The organism is Micromonospora sp. C31 (assembly GCF_018070575.1).
Lineage (GTDB): Bacteria > Actinomycetota > Actinomycetes > Mycobacteriales > Micromonosporaceae > Micromonospora.
On the sequence record NZ_JAGPXN010000019.1, the window covers coordinates 45,108 to 67,759 of the forward strand.

At 74.9% G+C, this 22,652-nt stretch carries 20 protein-coding genes; 5 read left to right on the forward strand and 15 right to left on the reverse strand.

Annotated elements, in window-relative coordinates; genetic code table 11:
- Positions 1 to 11: 11 nt before the first annotated feature.
- The 7 genes from KBX06_RS22230 to KBX06_RS22260 all read right to left on the reverse strand — a co-directional run bounded on the left by KBX06_RS22230 (position 12) and on the right by KBX06_RS22260 (position 8,658).
- Positions 12 to 1,457: an alpha-amylase family protein gene (locus KBX06_RS22230; protein WP_210838234.1), complete on the reverse strand. Its 1,446-nt coding sequence runs from the start codon at positions 1,455 to 1,457 to the stop codon at positions 12 to 14.
- A gap of 279 nt (positions 1,458 to 1,736) precedes the next feature.
- Complete coding sequence (locus tag KBX06_RS22235) at positions 1,737 to 2,315, reverse strand: ATP-binding protein (protein WP_210838236.1); 579 nt, start codon at positions 2,313 to 2,315, stop codon at positions 1,737 to 1,739.
- Positions 2,316 to 3,205: 890 nt separating this feature from the next.
- On the reverse strand, positions 3,206 to 4,489 hold the full coding sequence (serS, locus tag KBX06_RS22240) for a serine--tRNA ligase (RefSeq protein WP_210838238.1): 1,284 nt from the start codon (positions 4,487 to 4,489) through the stop codon (positions 3,206 to 3,208).
- Between the two features lie 182 nt (positions 4,490 to 4,671).
- Positions 4,672 to 5,745, reverse strand: coding sequence for a MerR family DNA-binding transcriptional regulator (locus KBX06_RS22245; RefSeq protein ID WP_210838380.1), 1,074 nt, complete (start codon positions 5,743 to 5,745; stop codon positions 4,672 to 4,674).
- 70 nt (positions 5,746 to 5,815) lie between these two features.
- The gene (locus tag KBX06_RS22250) at positions 5,816 to 6,997 is read right to left on the reverse strand and encodes a trans-acting enoyl reductase family protein (RefSeq protein ID WP_210838240.1); all 1,182 of its coding nucleotides are present in this window, start codon (positions 6,995 to 6,997) and stop codon (positions 5,816 to 5,818) included.
- A gap of 45 nt (positions 6,998 to 7,042) precedes the next feature.
- The gene (locus KBX06_RS22255; RefSeq protein WP_210838242.1) at positions 7,043 to 8,221 is read right to left on the reverse strand and encodes an alcohol dehydrogenase catalytic domain-containing protein; all 1,179 of its coding nucleotides are present in this window, start codon (positions 8,219 to 8,221) and stop codon (positions 7,043 to 7,045) included.
- Positions 8,218 to 8,658, reverse strand: a complete 441-nt coding sequence (locus KBX06_RS22260) for a hypothetical protein (RefSeq protein WP_210838244.1) — start codon at positions 8,656 to 8,658, stop codon at positions 8,218 to 8,220. The genes KBX06_RS22255 and KBX06_RS22260 overlap by 4 nt, the downstream gene beginning before the upstream one ends.
- Positions 8,659 to 8,790: 132 nt before the next feature.
- Between KBX06_RS22260 and KBX06_RS22265 the strand changes: the two genes are divergently transcribed.
- Positions 8,791 to 11,844, forward strand: a complete 3,054-nt coding sequence (locus KBX06_RS22265; protein WP_374225668.1) for a LuxR C-terminal-related transcriptional regulator — start codon at positions 8,791 to 8,793, stop codon at positions 11,842 to 11,844.
- 73 nt (positions 11,845 to 11,917) lie between these two features.
- Here the strand turns inward: KBX06_RS22265 and KBX06_RS22270 are convergent, their stop codons facing one another.
- The 3 genes from KBX06_RS22270 to KBX06_RS22275 all read right to left on the reverse strand — a co-directional run bounded on the left by KBX06_RS22270 (position 11,918) and on the right by KBX06_RS22275 (position 13,364).
- Positions 11,918 to 12,463: a DsbA family protein gene (locus tag KBX06_RS22270; RefSeq protein ID WP_210838248.1), complete on the reverse strand. Its 546-nt coding sequence runs from the start codon at positions 12,461 to 12,463 to the stop codon at positions 11,918 to 11,920.
- Positions 12,460 to 12,585, reverse strand: a complete 126-nt coding sequence (locus tag KBX06_RS28290; protein ID WP_256442453.1) for a hypothetical protein — start codon at positions 12,583 to 12,585, stop codon at positions 12,460 to 12,462. The genes KBX06_RS22270 and KBX06_RS28290 overlap by 4 nt, the downstream gene beginning before the upstream one ends.
- 92 nt (positions 12,586 to 12,677) lie before the next feature.
- Positions 12,678 to 13,364, reverse strand: a complete 687-nt coding sequence (locus tag KBX06_RS22275) for a BON domain-containing protein (RefSeq protein WP_210838250.1) — start codon at positions 13,362 to 13,364, stop codon at positions 12,678 to 12,680.
- Between the two features lie 279 nt (positions 13,365 to 13,643).
- Between KBX06_RS22275 and KBX06_RS22280 the strand changes: the two genes are divergently transcribed.
- Together KBX06_RS22280 and KBX06_RS22285 are read left to right on the forward strand one after the other, a co-directional pair.
- Entirely contained in the window at positions 13,644 to 16,367 is a 2,724-nt protein-coding gene (locus tag KBX06_RS22280; RefSeq protein ID WP_210838252.1) for a cellulose binding domain-containing protein, read from the forward strand.
- Positions 16,368 to 16,597: 230 nt separating this feature from the next.
- Positions 16,598 to 17,236, forward strand: a complete 639-nt coding sequence (locus KBX06_RS22285) for a maleylpyruvate isomerase N-terminal domain-containing protein (RefSeq protein WP_210838254.1) — start codon at positions 16,598 to 16,600, stop codon at positions 17,234 to 17,236.
- Between the two features lie 144 nt (positions 17,237 to 17,380).
- Here the strand turns inward: KBX06_RS22285 and KBX06_RS22290 are convergent, their stop codons facing one another.
- Both KBX06_RS22290 and KBX06_RS22295 read right to left on the reverse strand, forming a co-directional pair.
- The gene (locus tag KBX06_RS22290; protein WP_088998997.1) at positions 17,381 to 17,788 is read right to left on the reverse strand and encodes a hypothetical protein; all 408 of its coding nucleotides are present in this window, start codon (positions 17,786 to 17,788) and stop codon (positions 17,381 to 17,383) included.
- 198 nt (positions 17,789 to 17,986) lie between these two features.
- The gene (locus tag KBX06_RS22295; protein WP_210838256.1) at positions 17,987 to 18,136 is read right to left on the reverse strand and encodes a hypothetical protein; all 150 of its coding nucleotides are present in this window, start codon (positions 18,134 to 18,136) and stop codon (positions 17,987 to 17,989) included.
- A gap of 331 nt (positions 18,137 to 18,467) precedes the next feature.
- On the opposite strand from KBX06_RS22295, the gene KBX06_RS22300 reads away from it, so the two are divergent.
- Complete coding sequence (locus KBX06_RS22300) at positions 18,468 to 18,830, forward strand: STAS domain-containing protein (protein ID WP_088998998.1); 363 nt, start codon at positions 18,468 to 18,470, stop codon at positions 18,828 to 18,830.
- Between the two features lie 214 nt (positions 18,831 to 19,044).
- Here KBX06_RS22300 and surE read toward each other — a convergent pair whose 3' ends face one another.
- Together surE and KBX06_RS22310 are read right to left on the reverse strand one after the other, a co-directional pair.
- Positions 19,045 to 19,869 (reverse strand): 5'/3'-nucleotidase SurE, encoded by an 825-nt coding sequence (gene surE, locus KBX06_RS22305; protein WP_210838258.1) that lies wholly within the window; start codon positions 19,867 to 19,869, stop codon positions 19,045 to 19,047.
- Positions 19,866 to 20,843, reverse strand: a complete 978-nt coding sequence (locus KBX06_RS22310) for a 1-phosphofructokinase family hexose kinase (protein WP_210838259.1) — start codon at positions 20,841 to 20,843, stop codon at positions 19,866 to 19,868. The genes surE and KBX06_RS22310 overlap by 4 nt, the downstream gene beginning before the upstream one ends.
- Positions 20,844 to 21,285: 442 nt before the next feature.
- On the opposite strand from KBX06_RS22310, the gene KBX06_RS28025 reads away from it, so the two are divergent.
- A complete protein-coding gene (locus KBX06_RS28025; RefSeq protein WP_247686456.1) occupies positions 21,286 to 21,474 on the forward strand; it encodes a hypothetical protein in 189 nt (62 codons plus the stop codon).
- Between the two features lie 76 nt (positions 21,475 to 21,550).
- On the opposite strand, the gene KBX06_RS22320 is transcribed toward KBX06_RS28025, so the two are convergent.
- Positions 21,551 to 22,651 (reverse strand): hypothetical protein, encoded by a 1,101-nt coding sequence (locus tag KBX06_RS22320; RefSeq protein WP_210838382.1) that lies wholly within the window; start codon positions 22,649 to 22,651, stop codon positions 21,551 to 21,553.
- Position 22,652: the final 1 nt, after the last annotated feature.

Genomic DNA, 22,652 nt, shown 5'->3' on the forward strand with positions numbered 1-22,652 from the left:
ACGCGGGACCGTCAGCTCAGCCGGGCGCCCACGTGGATGGCGATCGCGTCGTGGGCGGGCACGTTCGCGGCGAACCAGCCGCCGCCGTCCACGGTGATCACCGGCCCGCTGCACGTGCCGTTGCTGAACGTGCCGTGGATGACGTCGCAGTAGCGGCCGGCCGGCAGCCCGCTCTGGTACGACCGACCGTTCACCGCGTAGTCCTCGTCGTTGATCGTGACGAAGCCCTTGCCGGCCCGGCCGAAGGCGATGTGGTTGTTGCCGTTGTCGTACCAGTTGACGACGCCGGCGCCCTCGGTGGCGTTGCGGAAGCCGACCATGTTGGCGATGACCGGCCAGCGGTGCTCGCACTCCCAGCCGGAGTAGCAGGTGGCGTTGAGGGTCCGCCCGGAGCTGTCCGAGGGCGGGCCCTGGTCGCGCTGGCTGAACGTGTAGCTCGACATCACCGTCGGGGAGCCGTACGGCCAGGCGAGCATGAACGCGTTGGCCAGCGCGTAGATGCCCCGGTCGCGGTAGGTCAGCACCCCGCCGACGTCGCGCTGGGTGTCGTGGTTGTCCACGAAGACGGCGGCGGAGCCGCTGGGCAGGTGCCCCCAGCCCTCGCCGAAGTTGCGCAGGTAGGCGAGCTTCTCGGAGCGGAAGACCCGGGCCAGGTCCTTGCCGTAGCGGAACTCGTGCACGTCGCCGTTGCCGGTGTACTCGCCCGGCTGGATCGGCTCACCGGCGCCGTGGATGACCTCCTGCACGATGTAGGCCGAGCGGGACAGCTTGCCCTTGATGGCGGCGATGTCGGCGGCCGGCATGTGCTTGCTGGCGTCCATCCGGAAGCCGTCGACGCCGAGCGAGAGCAGGTCGTTGAGGTAGCCTGCGATCCTCGTGCGGACGTAGTCCGACCCGGTCTTCAGGTCGGCCAGGTTGACCAGCTCGCAGTTCTGCACCTCCCACCGGTCGTTGTAGTTGGTGATCTCGTTGCCGGGGCGGCCGCAGTAGTGGAAGTCCTGCGACTGGTAGATGCCGGGGTAGTTGTAGTGCCCGTACGACGAGCCGGCCCAGCCGGTGCCGCCGTTGTCCTGCCCGGACATGTGGTTGATCACCGCGTCGACGACCACCTTGACGCCGGCCGCGTGGCAGGCGTCGACCATGGACTTGAACTGGGCGCGGGTGCCCTTGCGGGACTCGATGCGGTAGCTGACGGGCTGGTAGGCCACCCACCACTGGGAACCCCGCACGTGCTCCTGTGGGGGCGAGACCTGCACCCATCCGTAGCCCTTCGGGCCGAGGTTGGTGCGGCACTCGGTGGCCACCGATGACCAGTTCCACTCGAACAGGTTGGCGATGACCTTCTTGCCGCCTGCCGGGGCCGCGGCGGCCGGGGGTGCCGTAGCGGCGGTGGGGACGACCAGGCCGGCGATCACGCCGAGGGCGAGGATCGCCGACAACCGTCGACGTCTCTGCATGGGAGGACTCCTGACGGGGGTGTGGGGACGGGTGGTGGCGACGCCGGGGGAGGGCCCGGCGGTGCCGGGATCTTGCAGAACAGATTGAAAATTGCCGAAAGGTTACAAGCGGCTTGCAAGCGCTGTCAATGCATGGGCATCCGTGGATGTTGTCGGGACGGGCCCGGTCCGTCTTCCTGAACAGCAACTGGTACCGCCGGGCGATGTCGAAGCCCTGGCGACGTCCAGCCGATGCCTGAGCGGATGCGCGCCCCAGGCACAGACCGCAACGGGTCTGCCCTACGCCGTGAGTCGGATCATCTCCGCGGCTTGAGCCGGGCTCATGCCTTCGGCCTCACCGGGCACGTCGACGACAACGGTGATCCCTTCATCGAACAGTTGGGCGCGGTCCGTGTGCAGTGCCGCGACCGTTGCGTAGCGCAGAACATCGTCAAGGGGCACGCGTGCATGGCCGAGCCGCTCTGCGTTTCGGTGGACCAGGATCTCGACGGCCACCCGGAACCGCAACGCCGTGACCGGGCGGCCGTACCGTCTGGCCCAGAAGATCATCCTGATTCGCGCGTCGGGTATGACGTTGGTGGCATCGACCACCACGGGAAGGGCTGCTTCCAGCCGCGCCGCGACGCGTCGGTCCATCTCGTCGAAGACCACCGGATCGTCGCTGACGTCGACGCGGTTTCCGACCAACTCGCTGCGGATGGAGTCACAGGAGACGACCCCATCCCGGTCCAGCTGACCGCGCTCGACCCAGGCGCGGGCGAAGGAAGACTTGCCCGAGGCGGGCGGTCCAACCAACAGGATGAGCCCGTTCGGCACGCCCTCGTTGCCTCGGCCAACAGCATAAGTCATGATCGACATCTACCTCTCGGAGCATGATTCGGGCAATGGACGGTGCCGATCCCGGCAATCCGACGATGCCCCAGGCGCCGACCGAGGTTCGGTGCCACTGACCTCTGAGGATCACGCGCGGGCCTGCCGCTTCGACGCCGGTGCGAGGAATTTCCGCGCGGCGGTGATCCGAGCGCGCGTCGGTCCGTACTCGATGGCGAACAGGGCCGGCCGGCGGTGCGCCGCCGCGAGACGATCGAGGAGCAGATGGCCCGGGCACAACGGAACCAGAAGCCGCCCACCGTCCGGACCACCAGCACCAGCCGGGGGGCCCGCACCCGGTCCCGGTCCGCGGTGGTCCTGCTGTCCGCGTCCGCGCTCGCCGCGCTGTGGGCCGCCACCATGCTGACCGGCGTCGGCTCGACGGCGTACGCGTACGGCTTCTTCTTCACGGAGTTCTTCGCCGGGGTCGTCACCCTGGTGGCGCTGAGCCTCACCGTGATGATGGGGCTGGCGCAGCCGCGAGCAGCACCAGGCCGCCGCGATGAACCAGGCCCCGGCCGGGCCGGGAGGAGGAACCCACCCCGACCGGCCGCCGGTACGCCGGGGAGCCCGCTCGCCACGACCGGGCCGAGCGGGACGCGGAGCGGCGCCACTGCGCACCGCCCCACCGCCGCGAGGAGGCCGAGGAGCCCTGGGACAGCCCCCCGTCGCTGGCAGCCCAGCGACCCGGTGTCCGCCGGGCCGGTGTCCGTCGAGCCCGTGTCCGCCGACCCGGTCTCGGCAGCGCCGCGCGGCGGCGGACGGCACAGCCCGTGCCGACGTGGCTGCGCGAGGGCACGCGCAAGGCGGTGCAGGTCTGCCCCGAACTCGCGCTGCGCCTCACCCCCGCCCCCTGAGGGGCGGGGGAGGGCGGCGGGTCAGCGGGGGGTCAGGCGGTCGGTGCCCAGGCGGGCCTGGAGGACCTCGGGGACCAGTACCGAGCCGTCGGGCTGCTGGAACTGCTCCAGGATGGCCGGGAAGAGCCGGCTGGTGGCCAGCGCCGACCCGTTGAGGGTGTGCACGAAACGGGTCTGCTTGCCGCCCGGCTCGCGGTAGCGGATGGCCGCCCGACGCGCCTGGTAGTCGCCGGCCCAGGAGACCGACGACACCTCCTTGTACTTGCCGGTGCTCGGCATCCACACCTCGATGTCGAGGGTCTTCCTCATCGACGCGCTGGCGTCACCGGCCGACAGCAGGCTGCGCTGGTAGTGCAGGCCCAGCTTCTCGACCAGACCCTCCGCGTGCAGGAGCATCTCCTCCAGCGCGGCGTCGGCCTGATCCGGCAGGCAGAACTGGAAGATCTCCACCTTGTTGAACTGGTGGCCCCGGACGGTGCCCCGCTCGTCCGAGTGGGAGCCGGCCGCCTCGCGGCGGTAGCAGGGGGTGTAGGCGAACGCCTTCAGCGGCAGCTTCGCCGTCTCCAGGATCTCGTCCTGGTACGCCCCGAGGATCGCCGTCTCCGAGGTGGGCAGCAGGAACTGCCCGCGCGGGGCGGACTCCCGGTCCAGGTGGTAGACGTCGTCGTAGAACTTCGGGAACTGCCCGGCGGCGAAACCGGCGGTGTCCAGCAGCAGGTGCGGCGGGAGCAGGAACTCGTAGCCGGCCCGGATGTGCTCGTCGACGAAGAAGTTGAGCAGCGCCCACTCCAGCCGGGCGCCCATGCCCGTGTACATCCAGAAGCCGGAGCCACCGAGCTTGACCCCGCGCTCGTGGTCGACCAGGCCCAGCATCCGGCTCAGCTCGACGTGGTCGCGGACCTTCTCGATCGTCGGCGGCTCGCCGAAGACCCGGACGATGCGGTTGGCCTCCTTGCCGCCGGGCACCACGTCGTCGGCGGGGAGGTTGGGCAGCTCGCTCATCACGCCGCGCAGCCGCGCCTGCACCTCGTCCAGTTCGGACTCCAGCTCGGCGAGCTGCTTGCGGCCGGCCTCCGGTGCGGAGACCTCCGGCTCGGTGCCGGCGCGCTTCGCCGCCGCGTACGCGCGCGCCTCGGCCTTGCGACGCTGCCGCTCGCCGTCGATCCCACTGATCAGGGCGCGGCGTTCCTGGTCGAGCCGCTGGATCTCGTCCAGGGCGCGGTTGACCTCGGCGGGATCCAGTCGCTTCGCCAGCGCGGTCGCCACCGCCTCGCGATCCTTCCGGATCAACTCCATGTCGAGCATGCTGCTGCGTACGCTCCGTCCGGACGTCGGGTGGACCCACCGATGCTACCGTCGCGGCCCGGTCGCGCCCGGCCCGGTCTCCATCAGCCCCGCCGCCGGAGAGGTGTAAGGAAGGGTCCCTTCCTAACGCATAGCGTTAGGAAGGGACCCTTCCTTACACCTGGCGAGGGCCGGAGGCAGGGTCAGAGCTGGATCGGCATCAGGATGGAGAAGGCGTCGGCGTCGTCGGGGCGGCGCACCGCCAACGGCGCGATCGGGCCGTCCAACTCCAGCAGCAGCTGGCCCCGGCCGGCCGCGTCGAGCGCCTGGAGCAGGTAGCCGCCGTTGACCCCGATCCGGAACGTGTCCTCCTGCCGGGTCAGTTCGTCCGCCCCGAGCAGCCGCACCCCGCCCCGGCCGTCCGGGCCGAGCACCGTCACCGCCAGCGGGGCGCCGTCGTGCCGGCGAGTGACGACGGGGGCATCGGCGCTGGTCAGGGCCGTTCGCAGGGCAGCGGTGTCGATCGTCAGCCGGTGCGCCGGCCCGTCGGGTGCCATGCGTACCAGTCGGCGGTGGTCCGGGAAGTCGTACGGCATGGCGGCGGCGTCGAGCGCGTGGCCGGCGGTGGCGAACGAGATCGTGCCGGCGGTCACCGTGAGCCGCGCCTCGGTCGTGCGCCCCACGCCGCCGTCGAGCAGGGCACGCAGCTCGTCGACGAAGGTGACCGGGGCGAGCACCCGCACCGCCGGCCCGTCGACCCGCGCGGCTGCCCGCGCCACCGCCAGCCGGTAGCGGTCGGTCGCCACCAGCCACACGCCGGCCGCGTCGGACTCGAAGAGCACGCCGGCCATCGCCGGCAGGTCGGGGTCGGTGCCGACCGCGAAGCGGACGGCGTCCACGGCCGCCGCCAGGTCGGCACGGGACATCACGAGACAGGTGGTCATGACGGGCTCCTCGGAATCGATCAGCGTACGGATCCGGGAGAGCTCGCGGCGGGCGTCGGCGAGGCCGTCCTCCAGCCGGCGCAGGTGCGCGTCGAGCAGGCGGTGCACCTGTGCCGGCTCGACCCGCAGCGCGGCGGCGATCTCGGTCACCGGCATGCCGACCCGGCGCAGCCCGGCCACCAGCCGGGCCGGCGCCACCTGGTCGCCGGTGTACCAGCGGTAGCCGGTCACCGGGTCCACCAGGGCCGGGATCAGCACCCCCGCCGAGTCGTAGAACCGTAGGGCGCTCACCGTCAGCCCGCTGGCCCGGGCCAGCTCGCCGATGCTGCGCAGGTCGCTCTCCACGACGGTGATCCTGTCGTCTCAACCTGGTCGAGGGTCAACCCGCCGACGCGGGCCCCGTTCAGCGCGGGGTGTCCAGCACCCGGAAGGTCAGGCCCGCCCGCACCAGCCGGTCCAGCAGCGCGTCGCCCATCGCCGTCACGGGGGTGACCTGCCCCGCCGTGGCGGGCAGGTCGTCGCCGGCCAGGCAGAGCGCCGACTCGGCGAGCATCTTCGCCGTCTCGTCGTAACCGGGGTCGCCGCCAGCCACCTCGGTCAGCACCCGCCGCCCGCCGCCCGTGCCGACGAACCGGACCCGGAACCAGGACTTCGCCCGCTGCTGCGGCGTCGGCCCCTGCCCGGAGGCGAGCCGGCCGAACAGCCAGCGCCGCGTCGGCGGCAGCTTCACCAGGGCCATCAGGCCGCCCAGCCCGACCCCACCCGCCAGCACCGTGGGCAGCCGCTTCACCGCCGCGAAGTGCCGGTAGCGGAAGTCCGGCCCGTACTCCGGGCGGGCGGCGGCCGAGCGGCGGACCACCTGCGGGTCGATGGTCGGCAGCGGCACGATCCACATGCCCAGCTCCTTCGAGCGGGCGAGGCGGCCGGGCACCGCGCGTACCCGCCGCCCGGTCGGTCGCGGCTCGACCCGCCGCCGCTCGCGGGCCGCCCGGGACGCCTCGGCGGTACGGGAGAACGCGGTCAGCGCCGAGTGGTACGTGCCGGCGGAGAACCGCCCGCCCGCCCGGACGAAGCCGTCGACGGTGATCGGCCCGTCGTCCGGAAGGTGCTTCAGCGTGAACCAGACGCCCAGGTCGTGCGGGATCGAGTCGAACCCGCAGGCGTGCACCAGCCGCGCCCCGGTGCGCTCGGCCTCGGCGTGGTGGCGCGCGTACATCAGGTCGACGAACTCGGGCTCACCGGTGATGTCGAGGTAGTCGGTGCCGGCGCGGGCACAGGCGGCCACCAGCGGCTCCCCGTGGTGCACGTACGGGCCGACGGTGGTGGCCACCACCCGGGCGCTCTCGGCGACCGCCCGCAGCGAGCCGGCATCGGTGACGTCGGCGGTGAGCAGGGGCAACCCGGCCAGCTCCGGGTCGATCGCGGCCAGCCGGTCCCGTACGGCGGCCAGCCTGCCCGGGTTGCGACCCGCGAGCGCCCACCGCAGCCCGGGCGGGGCGTTGCGGGCCAGGTACTCGGCGGTCAACCCCCCGGTGAAGCCGGTGGCCCCGAACAGGACGATGTCGTACGTCCGCTGTTCACGCATCCGCCGAGTCTGCCACCCGGCGCGGCGGGGCGCAGCGGTTGTGCCTCAGCCGTCGGCGGGTCGGAGGTCGGGGCTGAGCACGGCCCGGACGCAGCCGTCGGCCCGGTCCCGGAACAGCGCGTACGCCTGCGCGCCCCGCTCCAGGGGCAGCCGGTGGGTGGCCAGGTGCTCGGTACGCAGCTCGTCGCGGGCCATCCGCTCCAGCAGCATCGGGATGTAGCGCTGCCCGTGCTGCCGCGCGCCCCGTACCGTCAGCCCCTTGTTGGTCACCGCCCCGAGCGGGAAGCTGTCGACGAAGCCGGTGAACTCGCCGAGCAGGAAGACCGAGCCGCCCTTGCGGCAGGCGTGCACGGCCTCGCGTACCGCGGCCGGCCGCTCGGCGCCCCCGCTGAACCGCTCGGCCAGCGACCGGGGCCCGTGCCCGTTCCAGGCCGCCCCGACCGCCTCCACGCACACGTCCGCGCCCCGCCCGCCGGTGCGCTCGCGCAGCTCGGCGGTGACGTCGGCGAACCGGTGGTCGATCGTCTCCGCGCCGGCGTGCCGCTCGGCCATCCGCAGCCGCTCCTCCTCGGCGTCTACGACGATGACCCGCTCCGCACCGAGCAGCCGCGCGGCCCGCGCCGCGAGCTGCCCGACCGCGCCCGCGCCCCACACCGCCACCACGTCGCCGGGGCGCACCTGGCCCAGGTCGGCGCCCATCCAGCCGGCCGGGGCGGCGTCGGAGGCGAACAGCGCGCGGTCGTCGCTGACCGGCTCCGGCACGGTGAACGCGCCGACGTCGGCGTACGGCACCCGGACGTACTCGGCGTGGCTGCCGGCGAAGCCGCCCATCGCCCGGGGCTGGCCGAACGCGCCCCCGGTGGGGTGGCCCCACGCCGCCTCGGCGACGGCCGGGTCGGCGCTGCCGTTGTCGCAGCAGGAGGGCAGGTCGCGCCGGCAGTACCAGCAGCTGCCGCAGGCCACCGACGCGCAGACCACCACCCGGTCGCCGATCCGGTGCCGGCGCACCTGCGGCCCGACCTCGACCACCTCGCCGAGGAACTCGTGCCCGAGCACGTCCCCGACGGCGAGGAAGGGCACCCGCCCGGCCAGCAGCGGCAGGTCCCCGCCGCAGGTGGCGCTCTGGCGGACCCGCACGATGACGTCGTGGCCGTTGCGCAGCTCCGGGTCGGGCACCTGCCGTACCGCAAGCTCGCCCGCGCCCACCCAGCACAGCGCCCTCATCGCGGCGACCCCGGCGCGCGGTCGGCCGGCCAGCGGTCCGCGCGGAGCACCTCGCCGGTCTCGGCGAGCTGTTTGGTCTCCCGCAACGCCCGGCGCACCAGCAGGCCGGGGTCGTCGCCGACCAGGTGGGCGGCGAGGCCGGCGGGGGCCGCCGCGCCGGGCACCGGCCGGGCGGCCAGCTCCGTGCCCCGGCAGCCGGGGGCCGGCCGCAGCTCGACCTGCACCGCCGCGCCGAGCCGGCGCAGGGGCTCCGGCCAGCGACCACCGGGCAGCACCTCCCCGGGGGCGCGGTCGACGGTCACCACCTGCCAACGTCCCGGGCGCGGATCGGCGCCGGCCGCGCGGGGCCAGGCCGACCCGCGCCGCCGTACGGCCAGTACCCGGCCCGCCGTCGCGAGGGCGAGCGCCACCCCGGCCGTTCCCGCGAGGCGTCCCATCCGTCCCCGCCCAGCCACCTCGGCCCGCCTCCCGTCGCCTTCCCCACCGGACGCGCACCGGTGCGCGCGGCCGGTCGCCCACGTACGCCCAGGGTGGCCCGGGGCGGGGTGAAGCCGGGTCGCCCCGAAGGGGTGAACGGGCCCGCGCCGGGTAACCGCCGCCCGCGGGACCTGGGGGAGTGGACGCATCGGTGGAGGGCGGGCCGGATGCCGGAGGACGTACGGGACACGGGAGTCGTCGCGGTCGTGGGCGGGCCGGCCGGCGTGCCGCTCCTGGCGTCGCGGCTGCGCCCCGCCCCGTCGCCGGAGCCGCTGGTGCTGCGCCCCCGGCTGCTGCGGGCGCTGGACGAGGGGACCGCCGGGCCGGTCACCCTGGTCCGCGCCCCGGCGGGATGGGGCAAGACGACGCTGCTCGCCTCCTGGTTCCGGGCGGCCGGCGAGGCCGGCCCGCACCGGGGCCGGGTCGGGCAGGGGCCGGTGACCACCGCCGCCGAGGGGGCCCGGGACGGTGCACCGGCCGGTGCCGCACCGGGCGACTTCGGCGCGGCGGCGGGCGCTCCGACGGAACCCGACCGGCCCCGGGCGGCCTGGGTCTCCGTGGAGGCCGGCGACGACGGCGACCGGCTCTGGTCCTACCTCGCGGCGGCGCTGCGCGCGGCCACGGAACCCGCCGACGACGTGCCGTGCCCGCCCGTGCCCGACCGGCCGCCCCGCCCCGACCAGTTGGAGCTGCTGGCCGCCGCCCTGGCCGCCCGGGAGCGGCCGGTGCTGCTGGTCCTGGACGACCTGCACCGGATCACCGACCCGGCGGCGTTGACCGGCCTGGAGTTCCTGCTCCGCCACACCGGGCAGCGGCTGCGGCTGGTGGTCGGCGCCCGCGCCGGGATGCCCCTGGCCGTGCACCGGCTGCGGCTGGCCGGGGAGCTGACCGAGGTCGGTCCCGACGCGCTGGCCTTCAGCGGTGACGAGGTCGCCGACCTGCTGACCGCACACGGGGTGGCGCTGCCGGCAGCCGGGGTGCGCCGGCTGCGGGCCCGCACCGGGGGCTGGCCGGCGGTGCTGCGCTTCGCCGCGCTGGCGTTGCGCGCGCAGCCGGACCCGGCCCGCTGGGTCGAGCAGTTCGGCGGCGACCAGCCGGACGTGGCCGGCTACCTGCGCGAGGAGGTGCTCGCCGGGCTCGACCCCGACACGCGGGACGTGCTGCGCCGCTCCGCCGTCGCGGACGCCGTCTGTGCCGGCCTGGCCGACGCGCTGACCGGCCGTACCGACGCCGGGCAGGCGCTGGCCGGCCTGGCCGGTGACGGCGGGCTGCTGCACCGCGACGACAGCCGCCCGCCCTGGTACCGGTGCCCCCCGATCCTGGCTGACCTGCTGCACGCCGAGCTGGGCCGGCTGCCCGCGGACGAGCTGCGTGAGCTGCACCTGCGCGCCGCCGACTGGTACGCCGACAACGGGCGACCCGCGGAGGGGCTGCGACACGCGCTCTCCGGCGGCGACCACGACCGGGCCGCCGCGCTCTTCGTGGCCCGCTGGCCGGAGCTGGTCCCGTACGACCGGGAGACGCCCGCCGGCCGGGCGCCCGCGCCCCCGCCGCCGGAGGCCGTACGCCGCGATCCGGAACTCGGGCTGGCCTGCGCCGCCGAGCGGGCCCGGGCCGGCGACGCCACCACCGCCGCCGGGTACCTGCGCGGCGCGGTCGAGGCCGCCCGGACGCTGCCGGCGCCGCGCCGGGACCGGTTCCGGCGGCTGGTCAGCGCGCTGGAACTCACCCTGGCCCGGCTGGCCGGCGACCCCGAGGCGGTACGCGCCGCCGCCGCCCGGCTGCTCGCCACCCGTCCGACGCCGCCGGGCAGGCCCCCCGACGGGCTGCTCGCCGCGCAGGTGCCGGCGGAGCCGCACGGTGCCGCCGCCGAGGACGCCGACGTGCGGGCGGTGGCCGGCACCGCGCTCGGCCTGGCCGACCTGGCGGACGGGAACCTGCCCGCAGCCGGCCTCGCCTTCGCCCGGTCGTTGTCGGCGGCCCGGGAGGCCGGACGGCCGCGTACGGAGCTGGTCTGCGCCAGCCGGGCGGCCCTGCTGTACGCCGTGCGGGGCGAGCTGCGGGCCGCCGAGACCCTCGCCCGCGACGCCCTCGCCATGCCGCCCTGCCACGGCTGGTCCTGCCGGGAGGACTGCGCCCACGCGTACCTGGCGCTGGCCCTGGTCGCGCTGCACCGGGACCAGCCCGGGGAGGCGGAGGCGAACCTGGCGCTGGCCGGGCCGGCCAGCGGCGAGCCCGTGGTGGGGGCGGTGGCGGCGCTGTGCCGGGCGTACCTGCTGCGGGACGCCGGTGACCTGCCGGAGGGGCACCGGGTGCTGGCCGAGGCGCGGGAGCGGCTGACCGACCGGCCCCGGGCCGGCGAACTGGCGCACTGGCTGCTGGCCGTGGAGGCGGACCTGCGCGGGGCACGGGGCGACCTGACCGCCGCCCGCGACCTGCTCGGCGACCGGGTAGGCCCCGCAGCCGCGCGGGTCGCCGCCGCGCCGGGGGCCGCCGCTCCGTCGCCGGCTGTCGCTCCGTCGTCAACGGCCGTCGCGTCGCCGGCCGTCGCGTCGCCGGCCGTCGCTCCGTGGCTGGCCGTCGCGCTCGCCCGGGTCGAGCTGCGCGCCGGTGACCCGCGTGCCGCCGGGTACGCGCTGCCCGACTGGGATTCGGCGGAGGCGGCCGGTTGGCCGTTGCCCGTACGCCTGGACGCCGCCGTGCTGGACGCGGCGCTGGCCCGGCTCGCGGGCGACGAACGGCGGGCCGGACGACTGCTGGAACGGGCCCTCGACCTGGGCGGGCCGGACGGCTTCCGGCGGCCGTTCACCCGTGCCGAGCCCGGCGTCCGCGACCTGCTGGCCGCGCACCTGGACGCCGGCACGGCGCACTGGCCGACCGTCAGCGACCTGGTCCGGGGCACCGAGACGCCGGCCGAGCGGGCCCCGGCGGAGCGGGGCGCGGCGGCGCTCGACGAGCCGCTCACCGAGCGGGAACTGACCATCCTGCGCTACCTGCAGAGCATCCTGTCGAACGTGGAGATCGCGGCCGAGTTGTCCCTGTCGGTCAACACGGTCAAGACCCACGTACGCAACATCTACCGCAAGCTCGACGCCACCCGCCGCCGCGAAGCCGTCCGCCGAGCCCGCGACCTCCACCTGATCTGACTGCGCCACCGGAGGCGGCCCGGAGGCCGGCCTCCGGAGTTGGTCCGGTGGGGTCGGGGCGGTCGGATGGATGTCAGGAGGTGGCGGCGTCGACCGCCGCCAGGAGGTCCGCGACGTCGTAGTCGCCGTCGTGGCGGGTGCCGTTGACGAACAGCGTCGGGGTGGCGTGGACGCCGCTGCGGATGCCGCCCACGAAGTCCCGCCGCACCCGGTCGCCGTGCGCCTGCCGCTCCACCTCCGCGGCGACCTCGTCGGCGGGCAGGCCGAGCTGCTCCATGCCGACCGACAGGTGCACGGGGTCGAGCTGGTCCTGGTGCTCGTAGAGCCAGTCGTGCATCGCCCAGAACTGCCCGCGCCGGCCGGCCGCCTCGGTCGCCTCGGCGGCCTGCTCGGCGTACGGGTGCATGTTGGTGATCGGGAAGTGCCGGTACACCAGCCGCACCGTGTCGGCCCGCTGCCGCAGCAGTTCGCGCAGGTTCGCGTACGCGGCCCCGCAGAACCGGCACTGGAAGTCGGCGTACTCGACGATCGTCACCGGCGCGTCCACCGGCCCGCGGACGTGGTCGTGCCCGGTCACCGGGGTCCGCAGGCGGGCGGTGACCTGGAGGGGCGTGCTCATCGGGTGCCCACCCCCGATCCGGCGCCGAGACGCTGCTGCGGCACGACCCCGGGCAGGGCGGCCGGCAGGGAGGCGCGGGGCGCGGCGGGCCCGGGTCGGGTCGACCCCTTCGGATCAGTCATGCCTCCCAGCGTGCCCGCCACGGGGTGAGGGCGGTTCACCCCGCCCGGGTGGTTCCGCGCCGAGGCCCGCCGCCCGGTTCCCGCCGCCCGGTTCAGGCCAGCACCGGGGCGACCGCGATGTGGTTCTGCACCTCGCGGATGCCCGGCGCGCACCACACGGTCCGTTCCACCTCGGTCCGCTCCGGCATCGAGTGGACCAGCCCGCCGAGGAGCACCGTGTCGCCGTGCACCCGGACGGTGATCCGCTCCGCCGGGGTGGCCCGGTTGCGTGCCAGCGCGTCGACGATCCGGACCGCCAGGTCGTGTCCGTCCGCCCGGACGTCGGGGCGGACCGTGACGCCGTTGCTGATGCCGCGTACGCCCGTCAGCCGGGCCACGGCGCGTTCGGCGGCGCGGCGCTGGTACTCCCACTCCACCTCGCCGTGCAGCGTGACCCAGCCGTGCGAGACGGTCACGTCGAGCTGCTCCAGCGGGACGAACGCGTCCCACTCGAGCGCGTGCCCGGCCGCTGCGGCGATGTCCGGGTCGGCGCGTTCCGCGCCGGTGCCGAGGCGTACGGCCAGGTCGTTGGCGACCGCCCGGACGCGCGTCACCCGGTGCGCCGCCCGTTCGGCGGCCCACTTCTTGGCGTAGCTGTCCACCCGGCCGGTCAACGTCACCACGCCCTCGGCGACGGTCACGCCGATCTCGTGGGGCCGTACCCGGGGTTCCCAGGCCAGCTCGTCGAGCACGGCCGACTGGATGTCCTGGTCGCTACGGCTGATCGTCTCGATGGCCATCGGTCACTCCTCACGGGATGGCTGCCGGTGCGCATGCTTCCGCCGGGACCGATCCTGGCGCGGGGGTGGGTGAGACCCCCTCACCCCCCAGGGGTGAGCGCCTGGGAGCGCTTCCACACGGCCCGGGAGTCGGTTAGGGTGAGTTCCTTCCTCGGGTGCGGGAGCCGTCGCGCCGACGACCGGAGCCAGGGCAGCTCCGGCGCGATTCCGCACGTCCCTCGCCGGTCCTGGCCGTCACCACGGCCACCCCCGGCTTCGCGTACCCGGAAGGAACCGCAGATGCGGAGAAGTTACGTCGGCGCGGTCGTGTCCGCGCTGGTCGTCGCCGCGGCCGTCGTGGCGACACCGTTCACCGCGGCCGGCGCGCCCACCGCCGCAGCCGCCGCCGAGGCGTACACCTGGAAGAACGTCCGGATCGACGGCGGCGGCTTCGTCCCCGGCATCGTCTTCAACCCCACCGAGAAGAACCTGATCTACGCCCGCACCGACATCGGCGGCATGTACCGGTGGGAGCAGGCCAGCCAGTCCTGGACGCCGCTGCTGGACTGGGTCGGCGCCGACAAGTGGGGCTGGAACGGCGTGGTCAGCGTCGCCACGGACCCGGTGCAGACCAACCGGGTGTACGCGGCCGTCGGCATGTACACCAACGACTGGGACCCGAACAACGGCGCCATCCTGCGCTCGGCCGACAAGGGCGCCACCTGGCAGGTCACCGAGCTGCCGTTCAAGAACGGCGGGAACATGCCCGGCCGGGGCATGGGCGAGCGGCTCGCCGTCGACCCCAACAGGAACAGCATCCTGTACTACGGCGCCGAGGGCGGCAACGGCCTGTGGCGCAGCACCGACTTCGGGGCGACCTGGGCCGAGGTGGCCAACTTTCCCAACGCCGGCAACTACCGGGCCGACCCGAGCGACCCGGACGGCTACAACGGTCAGAACCAGGGCCTGACCTGGGTCAGCTTCGACAAGAGCACGGGTACGGCCGGCAACGCCACGCAGACCGTCTACGTCGGCGTGGCCGACAAGGAGAACCCGGTCTACCGCAGCACGAACGGCGGCGCCAGCTGGGAGCGGATCGCCGGGCAGCCGACCGGCTACCTCGCGCACAAGGGCGTCGTCGACCCGGTGGGCGGCTTCCTCTACATCGCCACCAGCGACACCGGCGGCCCGTACGACGGCAGCAAGGGCGACGTGTGGAAGTTCAGCCGTGCCACCGGCGCGTGGACGCGGATCAGTCCGGTCCCGTCCACCAGCACCGACGCGTACTTCGGCTACAGCGGCCTGACGATCGACCGGCAGCAGCCGAACACCCTCATGGTGGCCACCCAGATCTCGTGGTGGCCGGACGCGATCTTCTGGCGCAGCACCGACGGCGGCGCCACCTGGACCCGGATCTGGGAGTTCAGCAGCTACCCGAACCGGTCCAAGCGCTACACGATGGACGTCAGCTCGGTGCCGTGGCTGACCTTCGGCAGCAACCCGGCGCCGCCGGAGGAGACCCCGAAGCTCGGCTGGATGAACGAGTCGGTGGAGATCGACCCGCACGACAGCAACCGCTTCCTGTACGGCACGGGCGCCACCATCTACGGCAGCACCGACCTCACGAAGTGGGACACCGGCAGCCAGTTCACCATCAAGCCCATGGTCGAGGGGTTGGAGGAGACCGCCGTGCTGGACCTGGTCAGCCCGCCCTCCGGGGCGCCGCTGGTCAGCGCGCTCGGCGACATCGGGGGCTTCCGGCACGCCGACCTGGACGCCGTACCGCCGATGATGTTCACCCAGCCGAACTTCACCAGCACCACCAGCCTGGACTACGCCGAGACGAAGCCGGCCGTGATGGTGCGGGCCGGCAACTTCGCCGACGCGGACCGCCCGGGCGACAGCCACGTCGCGTTCTCCACCGACGGCGGGGCGAACTGGTTCCAGGGCACCGAGCCGTCCGGCGTCGACAGCGGCGGCACGGTCGCCGCCTCGGCCGACGGCAGCCGGTTCGTCTGGGCCCCGGGCGACGCCGGCCAGCAGGTGGTGCACTCGGTCGGCTTCGGCGCCTCGTGGGCCGCGTCGACGGGCGTCCCGGCCAACGCGACGATCGAGTCCGACCGCGTGAACCCGAACAGGTTCTACGCCTTCGCGGGCGGCAGGTTCTACGTCAGCACCAACGGCGGAGCGAGCTTCACGGCCTCGCCCGCCACCGGCCTGCCCGCCACCGGCAACGTCAAGTTCAAGGCGCTGCCCGGCAAGGAGGGCGAGCTGTGGCTGGCCGGCGAGGGTGGGCTGTGGCGTTCGACCGACTCCGGAGCCACCTTCAGCAGACTGGCGGGGGTGAGCACCGCCGGCAACGTCGGCTTCGGCAGGGCCGCGCCCGGTCGGACGTACCCGGCGCTGTACCTCTTCGGCACCGTCGACGGCCGACCCGGTGTGCACCGCTCGGACGACACCGGCGCGACCTGGGTGCGGATCAACGACGACCAGCACCAGTACGGCAACGCGGGCGAGGCACTGACCGGTGACCCCCGGGTCTACGGCCGGGTCTACCTCGGCACCAACGGCCGGGGCATCCTGGTGGCGGACCGGCTCGGCGGCACGCCCACCCCGCCGCCGCCCACGACTCCGCCGCCGACCACCCCGCCGCCCACGACTCCGCCGCCGACCACCCCGCCGCCGACCACTGCACCGCCCACATCGCCGCCGCCGACCAGCGGCTGCGCCGCGACCTACCGGGTTACCGGCTCCTGGCAGGGCGGGTTCCAGGGCGAGCTGGTGGTGCGCAACGCCGGCAGCGCGGCGATCGCCGGCTGGACGGTGAGTTGGACGTTCCCCGACGGCCAGAAGATCACCCAGCTCTGGGGCGGCACCCACATCCAGACCGGGGCGGCCGTCTCCGTCCGGGACGCCGGCTGGAACGGCGCCCTCGGTGCGGGTGCGACCGCCACCGCCGGCTTCCTGGCCGGTACGACCGGGGCCAACACCGCCCCGGCCACCGTGAGCTGCACCGCCCGCTGACCGCACCACCCCCGCCCGGCCGCGCACCCCGGACCCTCTGGACGGGCCCGGCGCGCACGGCTCGGGCGGGCGGCTGGCGGCTCCGCCCAGCGGGCGGCTGACGGCCCAGCGGCCGGACCAGCGGCCGGCCTGGCGGCCGACATTCGGTTCGACCCGGCACGTATCGAGAGGGATCGGCGTCCCGGTGGGCCATAGGCTCAGGGGACCGCCCGTCGAAGGAGGCACCCTCCGTGAGTCCGATCAGGACGGCCTACCTCACCGCCGCGCGCTCGGCGGTGGACCTGCTCGCCGACCCGGCCGTCGCGGCCGGCTGGGAGGAACCGAGCGCCCTGCCGGCGTTCGGTGTGTCGGGTCTGGCCGGTCACCTCGCCAGCCAGGTGCTCGGCGTCCCCGCCGTGCTGGCCGCGCCCGTCCCCGACGGCGATCCAGTGGGGCTGCTCGAGCACTACGCGCGCGGCGGCTGGCTCGGCGCACCGGTCGACGCCACGGTGAACGTCGCCATCCGCCGCGCCGGTGACGGCCTCGCCGCCGACGGCCCGGCCGCCCTGCTCGACCGGTGTGCGGCCACGCTGGGCGAGTTGGCCGGCGCGTTGCCGGCGCAGGCGCCCGGACGGGTGGTGCGCGTACCCCGCGGTTCGTGGTCGCTCACCCTGGACGACTACCTGGCCACCCGGCTGATGGAACTCGTCGTGCACGCCGACGACCTCGCGGTCAGCGTCGGCGTGCCCACCCCGGAACTGCCGGCCGAGACGGTCGAGCCGGTGCTGACGCTGCTGGCCCGGCTCGCCGTACGCCGGCACGGTCAGCCGGCGGTGCTGCGCGCGCTGAGCCGCGCGGAGCGGGCACCCGCGAGCGTGGCGGCCCTCTGAGGCGGGGCCGTGCGGTGCGGTGCCGTCGGCCGCGGGGCGTCACCCGGAAACGGCGCGGGCCCCGGCCGACCCTCAGGGGTCGGCCGGGGCCCGTCCGCCGAGCCTGGGCCGGGCGGGGTAGGCCGCCGAGCCTGGGCCGGCGGGTCAGCCGTCGAGGCCGACGGGGGAGTTGGGCCGGTCGACGTCGACGAACTCGATGTCGTCCATGGCGCGGTCGCCCCGGCTGCCGGCGGCGCGCGCGGCGGTGCCGGCAGCCCAGCCGATCGCCGCGCCGACCAGCGCGGCGCCGACCAGCAGCGTCCAGGGCAGCGCGGGCCGGCGGCCGGCCAGCGCGTCGAAGGCCAGGGTGGCCCGGCGGCGGGCCTCGTCCGCCGCTGAGCCCACCAGGTCGCCGGCCTCGTCGGCGAGACCGGAACCGCCTCGGCGGGCCGAACGGGCGGTGTCCCGGACGCTGTCACCGGCAGAGCTGACCGCCGAAACCAGGTGCTGCCACGCCTGGTCCGCGATCCGCTCGGGCTTGTTGCGGCGGTCCAGCAGGTTGCTTCCGAACATGGTGGTTACCTCCTCGGGGTGCCGAAGCCGGCGGCCACTTCGGACTTCGGCGTCGCACCGGCGTGTGACGGTTCGCTCATTCCGCCTGTGCCCCGTGGGGCGGCTGCGCAAACCCGGTGTCGCGGCGCTGCCGACACCGGGCCTGCCGACTTCCGCCACCCGGTGGCCGCCGGGCGGGGACGGTGCGCGGGCCCGGCGTCAGCGGACGGCGACCGCCGCCGTCCCGCCCCGGGCGAAGTCGTCGTCGTCATCGTCGTCGTCATCGCCTCCGCCGCCGCCGAACCCGCAGGCCAGTACGAGGGCCAACAGCGCGCTGACGCCGGCCAGCGCGGCAAGTCTCCTGAGCATCGATCGTCCTCCCGGTCGCAGTCGTGTGTCGGAGCCGATGCTAGGCAGAACGGGCAAGGTCGGGGGCCGAAGCGAGACAGGCCACGCCGGGGGACCGCTGGTGGGCGATGCGGGGCGCAGGCGGCTACCCTGGGGGCGCGACGCGCCAGCGACAGCTGTCGCGTCTGGTGGACAAAAACATCAAAAGTCCGGATAGGGGGCGACTTGCTGTGTCCTCATCCGCGAATTGCTCATCCCGAGGGGTGGCGACCGAGGCCGTCGGAGGAATACTCTCGGTCGCGGCCCGCGTACTGATGAGGCGCCCGTCGGACGGGCGAGTGGAGGTGCTCGCGTGAGCCTGTCGATCGTGAAGTCGGTCCTGCCCGGTGGTGTCATCGAGATCGCCCCGCGGGGTGAGATCGACGTCGACACCGCGTACGAGGTGCGCGAGGCGATTGCCGAGGTCCTGACCAAGGGACGCCCCGGCCGCATCGAGCTGAACATGCGGCTCGTCACCTTCATCGACTCGGTAGGCATCAGCGCCATGGTCGCCGGCTTCCAGACCGCCGAGGTCAGTGGCGTCAAGCTCGTCGTCACCGAGCCGAGCCGGTTCGTGCACCGGCAGCTCTGGGTGACCGGCCTGCTCGGTCTCTTCGGCGCCCCCGAGCCCTACTACGCCGGTGCGCCCACCCCCGAGGTCCTCCCCGGCGCCTGACCGCCGCCGGCAGCACCGGGCCGTCGTTGGCCGCACCCGGCCGTCGTTGGCCGCACCCGGCACGACGGCGGGCATCAACGTGTCCAGCGACGACGCCGACGGCCCCGGCCGTCACGCCGACGGCACCCTGCCGGTGGCGACCCCGGCCGTCACGCCGACGGCACCGGTGCGGTGCCGTCCCGCGGGGCATCCGCCGCGGGAGCGTGCGGGGGGCTCAGGCGTCGCCGAGGCCCGACAGGTCGACGTCCGCCACCTCGGTGACCGCGCGGATCGCCGTCACCGAGGCGTACCCGGCGGCCAGCAGGGCCAGGTCGGTGCCGGGCTGCACGGCCTGCCCCGGCTCCTCCAGCGACGTGCGGACGAAGCCGTGCCCGGCCTCCGCCACCGTCATCTGCACCTGACCGAAGCTGGCCAGCGTGCCCCGGCGCACCCCGCGCAGCCGGCCGTGCGGCAGGTCCGGCGCGTTCACGTTGAGCACGCTCTCCACCGGCCCGGCGGTGAGCCGGGGCAGCAGGTCCAGGGCGACCCGGGCGGCCGTCGGCCAGTGCCGCTCGGCGTCGCGTACCCGGGCGGCGGCGGCCACCGCGGCACCCCCGCTGGCGGCCGTGGCCTCCCCGGCCGAGAGCACGTCGAGCGAGACGGCCATCGCCCGGCAGCCGTTCGCGGCGGCGGTGAAGGCGGCCCCCACGGTGCCCGAGTGCAGCACGGCGCGTCCCGCGTTCGCGCCCCGGTTGATGCCGGAGAGCACCACCGTCGGCGGGGGCCCGAAGGCGCCGTGCACCGCGATCAGCGCGATGAAGCCGGGGGAGCCGCCGACCGCGAACGCCGGCACCTGTGGCAGGTCCGGCAGCGGGTGCTCGTGAACCACCACGTGCCCGTCCCGCTCCACCGCGGTCATCGCGGCGCTGGTGCCGCTCGCCTCCTCCAGCGGCGCGGCGACGACCACGTCCAGGCCCCGGTCCGCCGCCGCCCGCGCCAGCGCCTGGATGCCGGGCGCGGCGATCCCGTCGTCGTTGGTGACCAGCACCCGCAGCGTCATCGCTCGGCCGCCCGGTCGGCCAGTTCGTCAGGGCTGGTCCGCTCCTGCGGCCGGCTGCCGGCCGGTACGAGGCGCACCCGCTCGACCAGCCCGGTGATCGAGTCGAGCCGGCCGGTGCCCAGGCCGTGCCGGGTCACGTTCAGCGCGCCGGCCGCCGCGCCGGTACGGATGGCGGTGCGCACGTCACCGCCACGCGCCACCACGGCCGCCACCCCGGCGGTCATCGAATCGCCCGCCCCGCGCGGGTCGGCCGCCTCCAGCCGGGGCATCTCCACCTCGAAGACCTCGCCGTCGACCAGGGCGAGGGCGGGCTTGTCGGCCCGGCTCACCACCACGTTCTCGGCGCCGCCGGCGTGCAGGTCGTACAGGGCCCGGGTGAGCTGTTCCTCCTCGTCGCCGTCGGCGCGGCCGTCGGCGATCAGCTCCTCGTGGCTGACCTTGAGGAAGAAGACGCCGCTGTCCAGCACGGCGTCGAGATGCTCGCCGCAGAGGTCGACCACCACCCGGCTGCCGTTGGCCCCCAGGTCGGCGGCGAACCGCCGGTAGAGGTCGGCCGGGACCAGCGACGGCTCGTTGGGCCCGCTCAGTACGCTGACCGCGGCGCGCAGCCCCTCGCCGAGCGCCAGGTTGTAGAGCTCGTCCAGCTCGTGCCGGCTGAGCGGCTGGCCGGGCACGTCCACGATCTCCTGCCGGGAGCCCTCGCGGCGATCGTGCACGTAGCCGCCGCTGTCGGAGTCGCGTACCACCACCTTCAGGTCGACCCCCTCGCTGGCCAGCAGGGGCTCCAACACCTGGCCGATCTCGCCGCCGAGGGCGGTGCAGAGCACCACGTCGACCCCGAGCGACAGCACCATCCGGGCCTGCCAGACGCCCTGCCCGCCGGGGTGCAGGTGCAGCTCCGGCGCCTCGCTGGGCTGGTCGACGGTCACGGTCAGCCGGGGCGTGGGCGCGAAGACCATCACGTGCCCGCTCATCCGTCGTACCCGTTCATGCGCCCACCCCCGAGAAGTACGTGCCGTGACCGTCCACCAGCTGACCGTAGTGCGGTGGGCGCCGGGACGCCGGTTCTCCGGGCGGGATCGGCGCGGCGTTGCCAGGGCGCCCGGCGTGCGCGACGATCGGGCGACCATCGACGGTGGGGAGACGGCGTGCTCAGGCGGAGTTCCTTCAGCTACACCGTCCAGGCGCGCTGCTCCGTCGCGCAGGCCGCGGCGTTGCTCGCCGATCCCGCCCGGCAGGAGGGTCTGCATCCGCTGATCGTCCAAGTCCGTCGGGTGCCACCCCGCCCCGGGGCCCGGGCCAGCTACGACATCACCGACCGACTGGCCGCCGGGCCGGTGCGCCTGCCGATCACCTACCGGGCCGACGTCCTCGTCGACGAGCCCGACGAGATCGTCACCGTGGCCCGCCACCACGGTGCGCAACCACACCCGGCTACGGACCGAGCCCGACGGCGTGGTCCGCGTCGACGTGGAGATCACCCTTGCCGCGCCCGCGCCGCTCTTCGGCTACGCGTTCCGCCAGGCCCGCGCCGCCCACCTCGGGTTGGCCGCGCGTCTCGCCGCGGCCCTCGACGCACGCCCGCCGGCGCCACCGGCGGCCTGAGTTCCGGTCGCGTGAGCCACCGGCCGCCCGGCACGCCCCGGTGACCCGCGACGGGCGGGGCACCGGGGCGGGGGCGTCAGTAGACCGACAGGTGCACGTGGTTGGTGTGGTCGCTGGACGGGTCGCCGTTGGCCCCGCTGTACGACTTCCACCCGCTGCTCGGCAGCCAGATCTGCCGGTACCAGATCACGTAGAGCACGGCGAGGCGGTCGGCGTTGCGCACGTAGAACGCGGACAGGTTGTTGCCGTACGTCCGGTCCCCGCCGGTGGCGTCGCCGCCGAAGCCGCCCTTCTGGGCCGCGAAGTCACACGCCCGGCCCTTCGGGTGCTCGCCGGAGCCGCCGGGGCGGTAGCAGGAGACGTAGCGGGTGAAACCCGCCGCCTTGGCCTGGTTGAGCGCGTGCAGGGTGCGCGGCGTGATGCAGCCGTTGGCGGGGGTGGGGTCGTTGACGCTGCACGACTCGCGCGGCCAGGAGCCGTCGGAGTTGCGCGGCGCCGCCTTCGCGGTCTTGTTCGAGGTGCCGCCCGGCGAGCCGCCCCCGCTCGTGGACTGTTGCCGCTGCCGTTCCTGTGCTTGCTGCTGTTGCTTGCGGTTGGCGACCGTCAGCGCCCGTTCGGCCTGCTCCTTGCGCTTGGCCATCACGGCGACCTGCTTGCGCTGCTCCCGGATCTCGCCGTCCAGGGCGAGTTTGGTGCGGGCGACCTCGTCCCGGGTCTGCTGGAGTTCACGCAGGGCCCGGTCCTCCTTGGCGGCCACCGCGTCGAGGGCGGCGGCGCGGTCCATGAAGCCGTCGGGCGTGCCGCTGTTGAGCAGGGCGGACGCCACGCTCAGGCGGCCGGTGCGGTAGGCGGCCTCCGCGATCTCGCCGACCTTGGCGCTGCGTGCCGTCAGCTCGACCTCGGTGGTCTTGAGCTGCGCGGCGAGCTGCTGCTGCCGCTTGCTCGACGTCTCCAGGGCGCGCTTGGCGTCGAGGTAGCCCTTGCTGGCGGCCTCCAGCTGGTTGCGCAGGGCGGGGGTGCCGCCCTCGTCGTCCTGGCCGGGAGCCGCGGCGAGCAGGCCGGCGCGGGTGGCGGCCGCCGCCGGGGCGGCGGTGACCGGGGCCACCGCGGCGCCGAGGGCGAGCATCGTGGCGATCAGGGCCGCCGTCCGGGCGGCACGTCGTCGTACAGGTGCCATC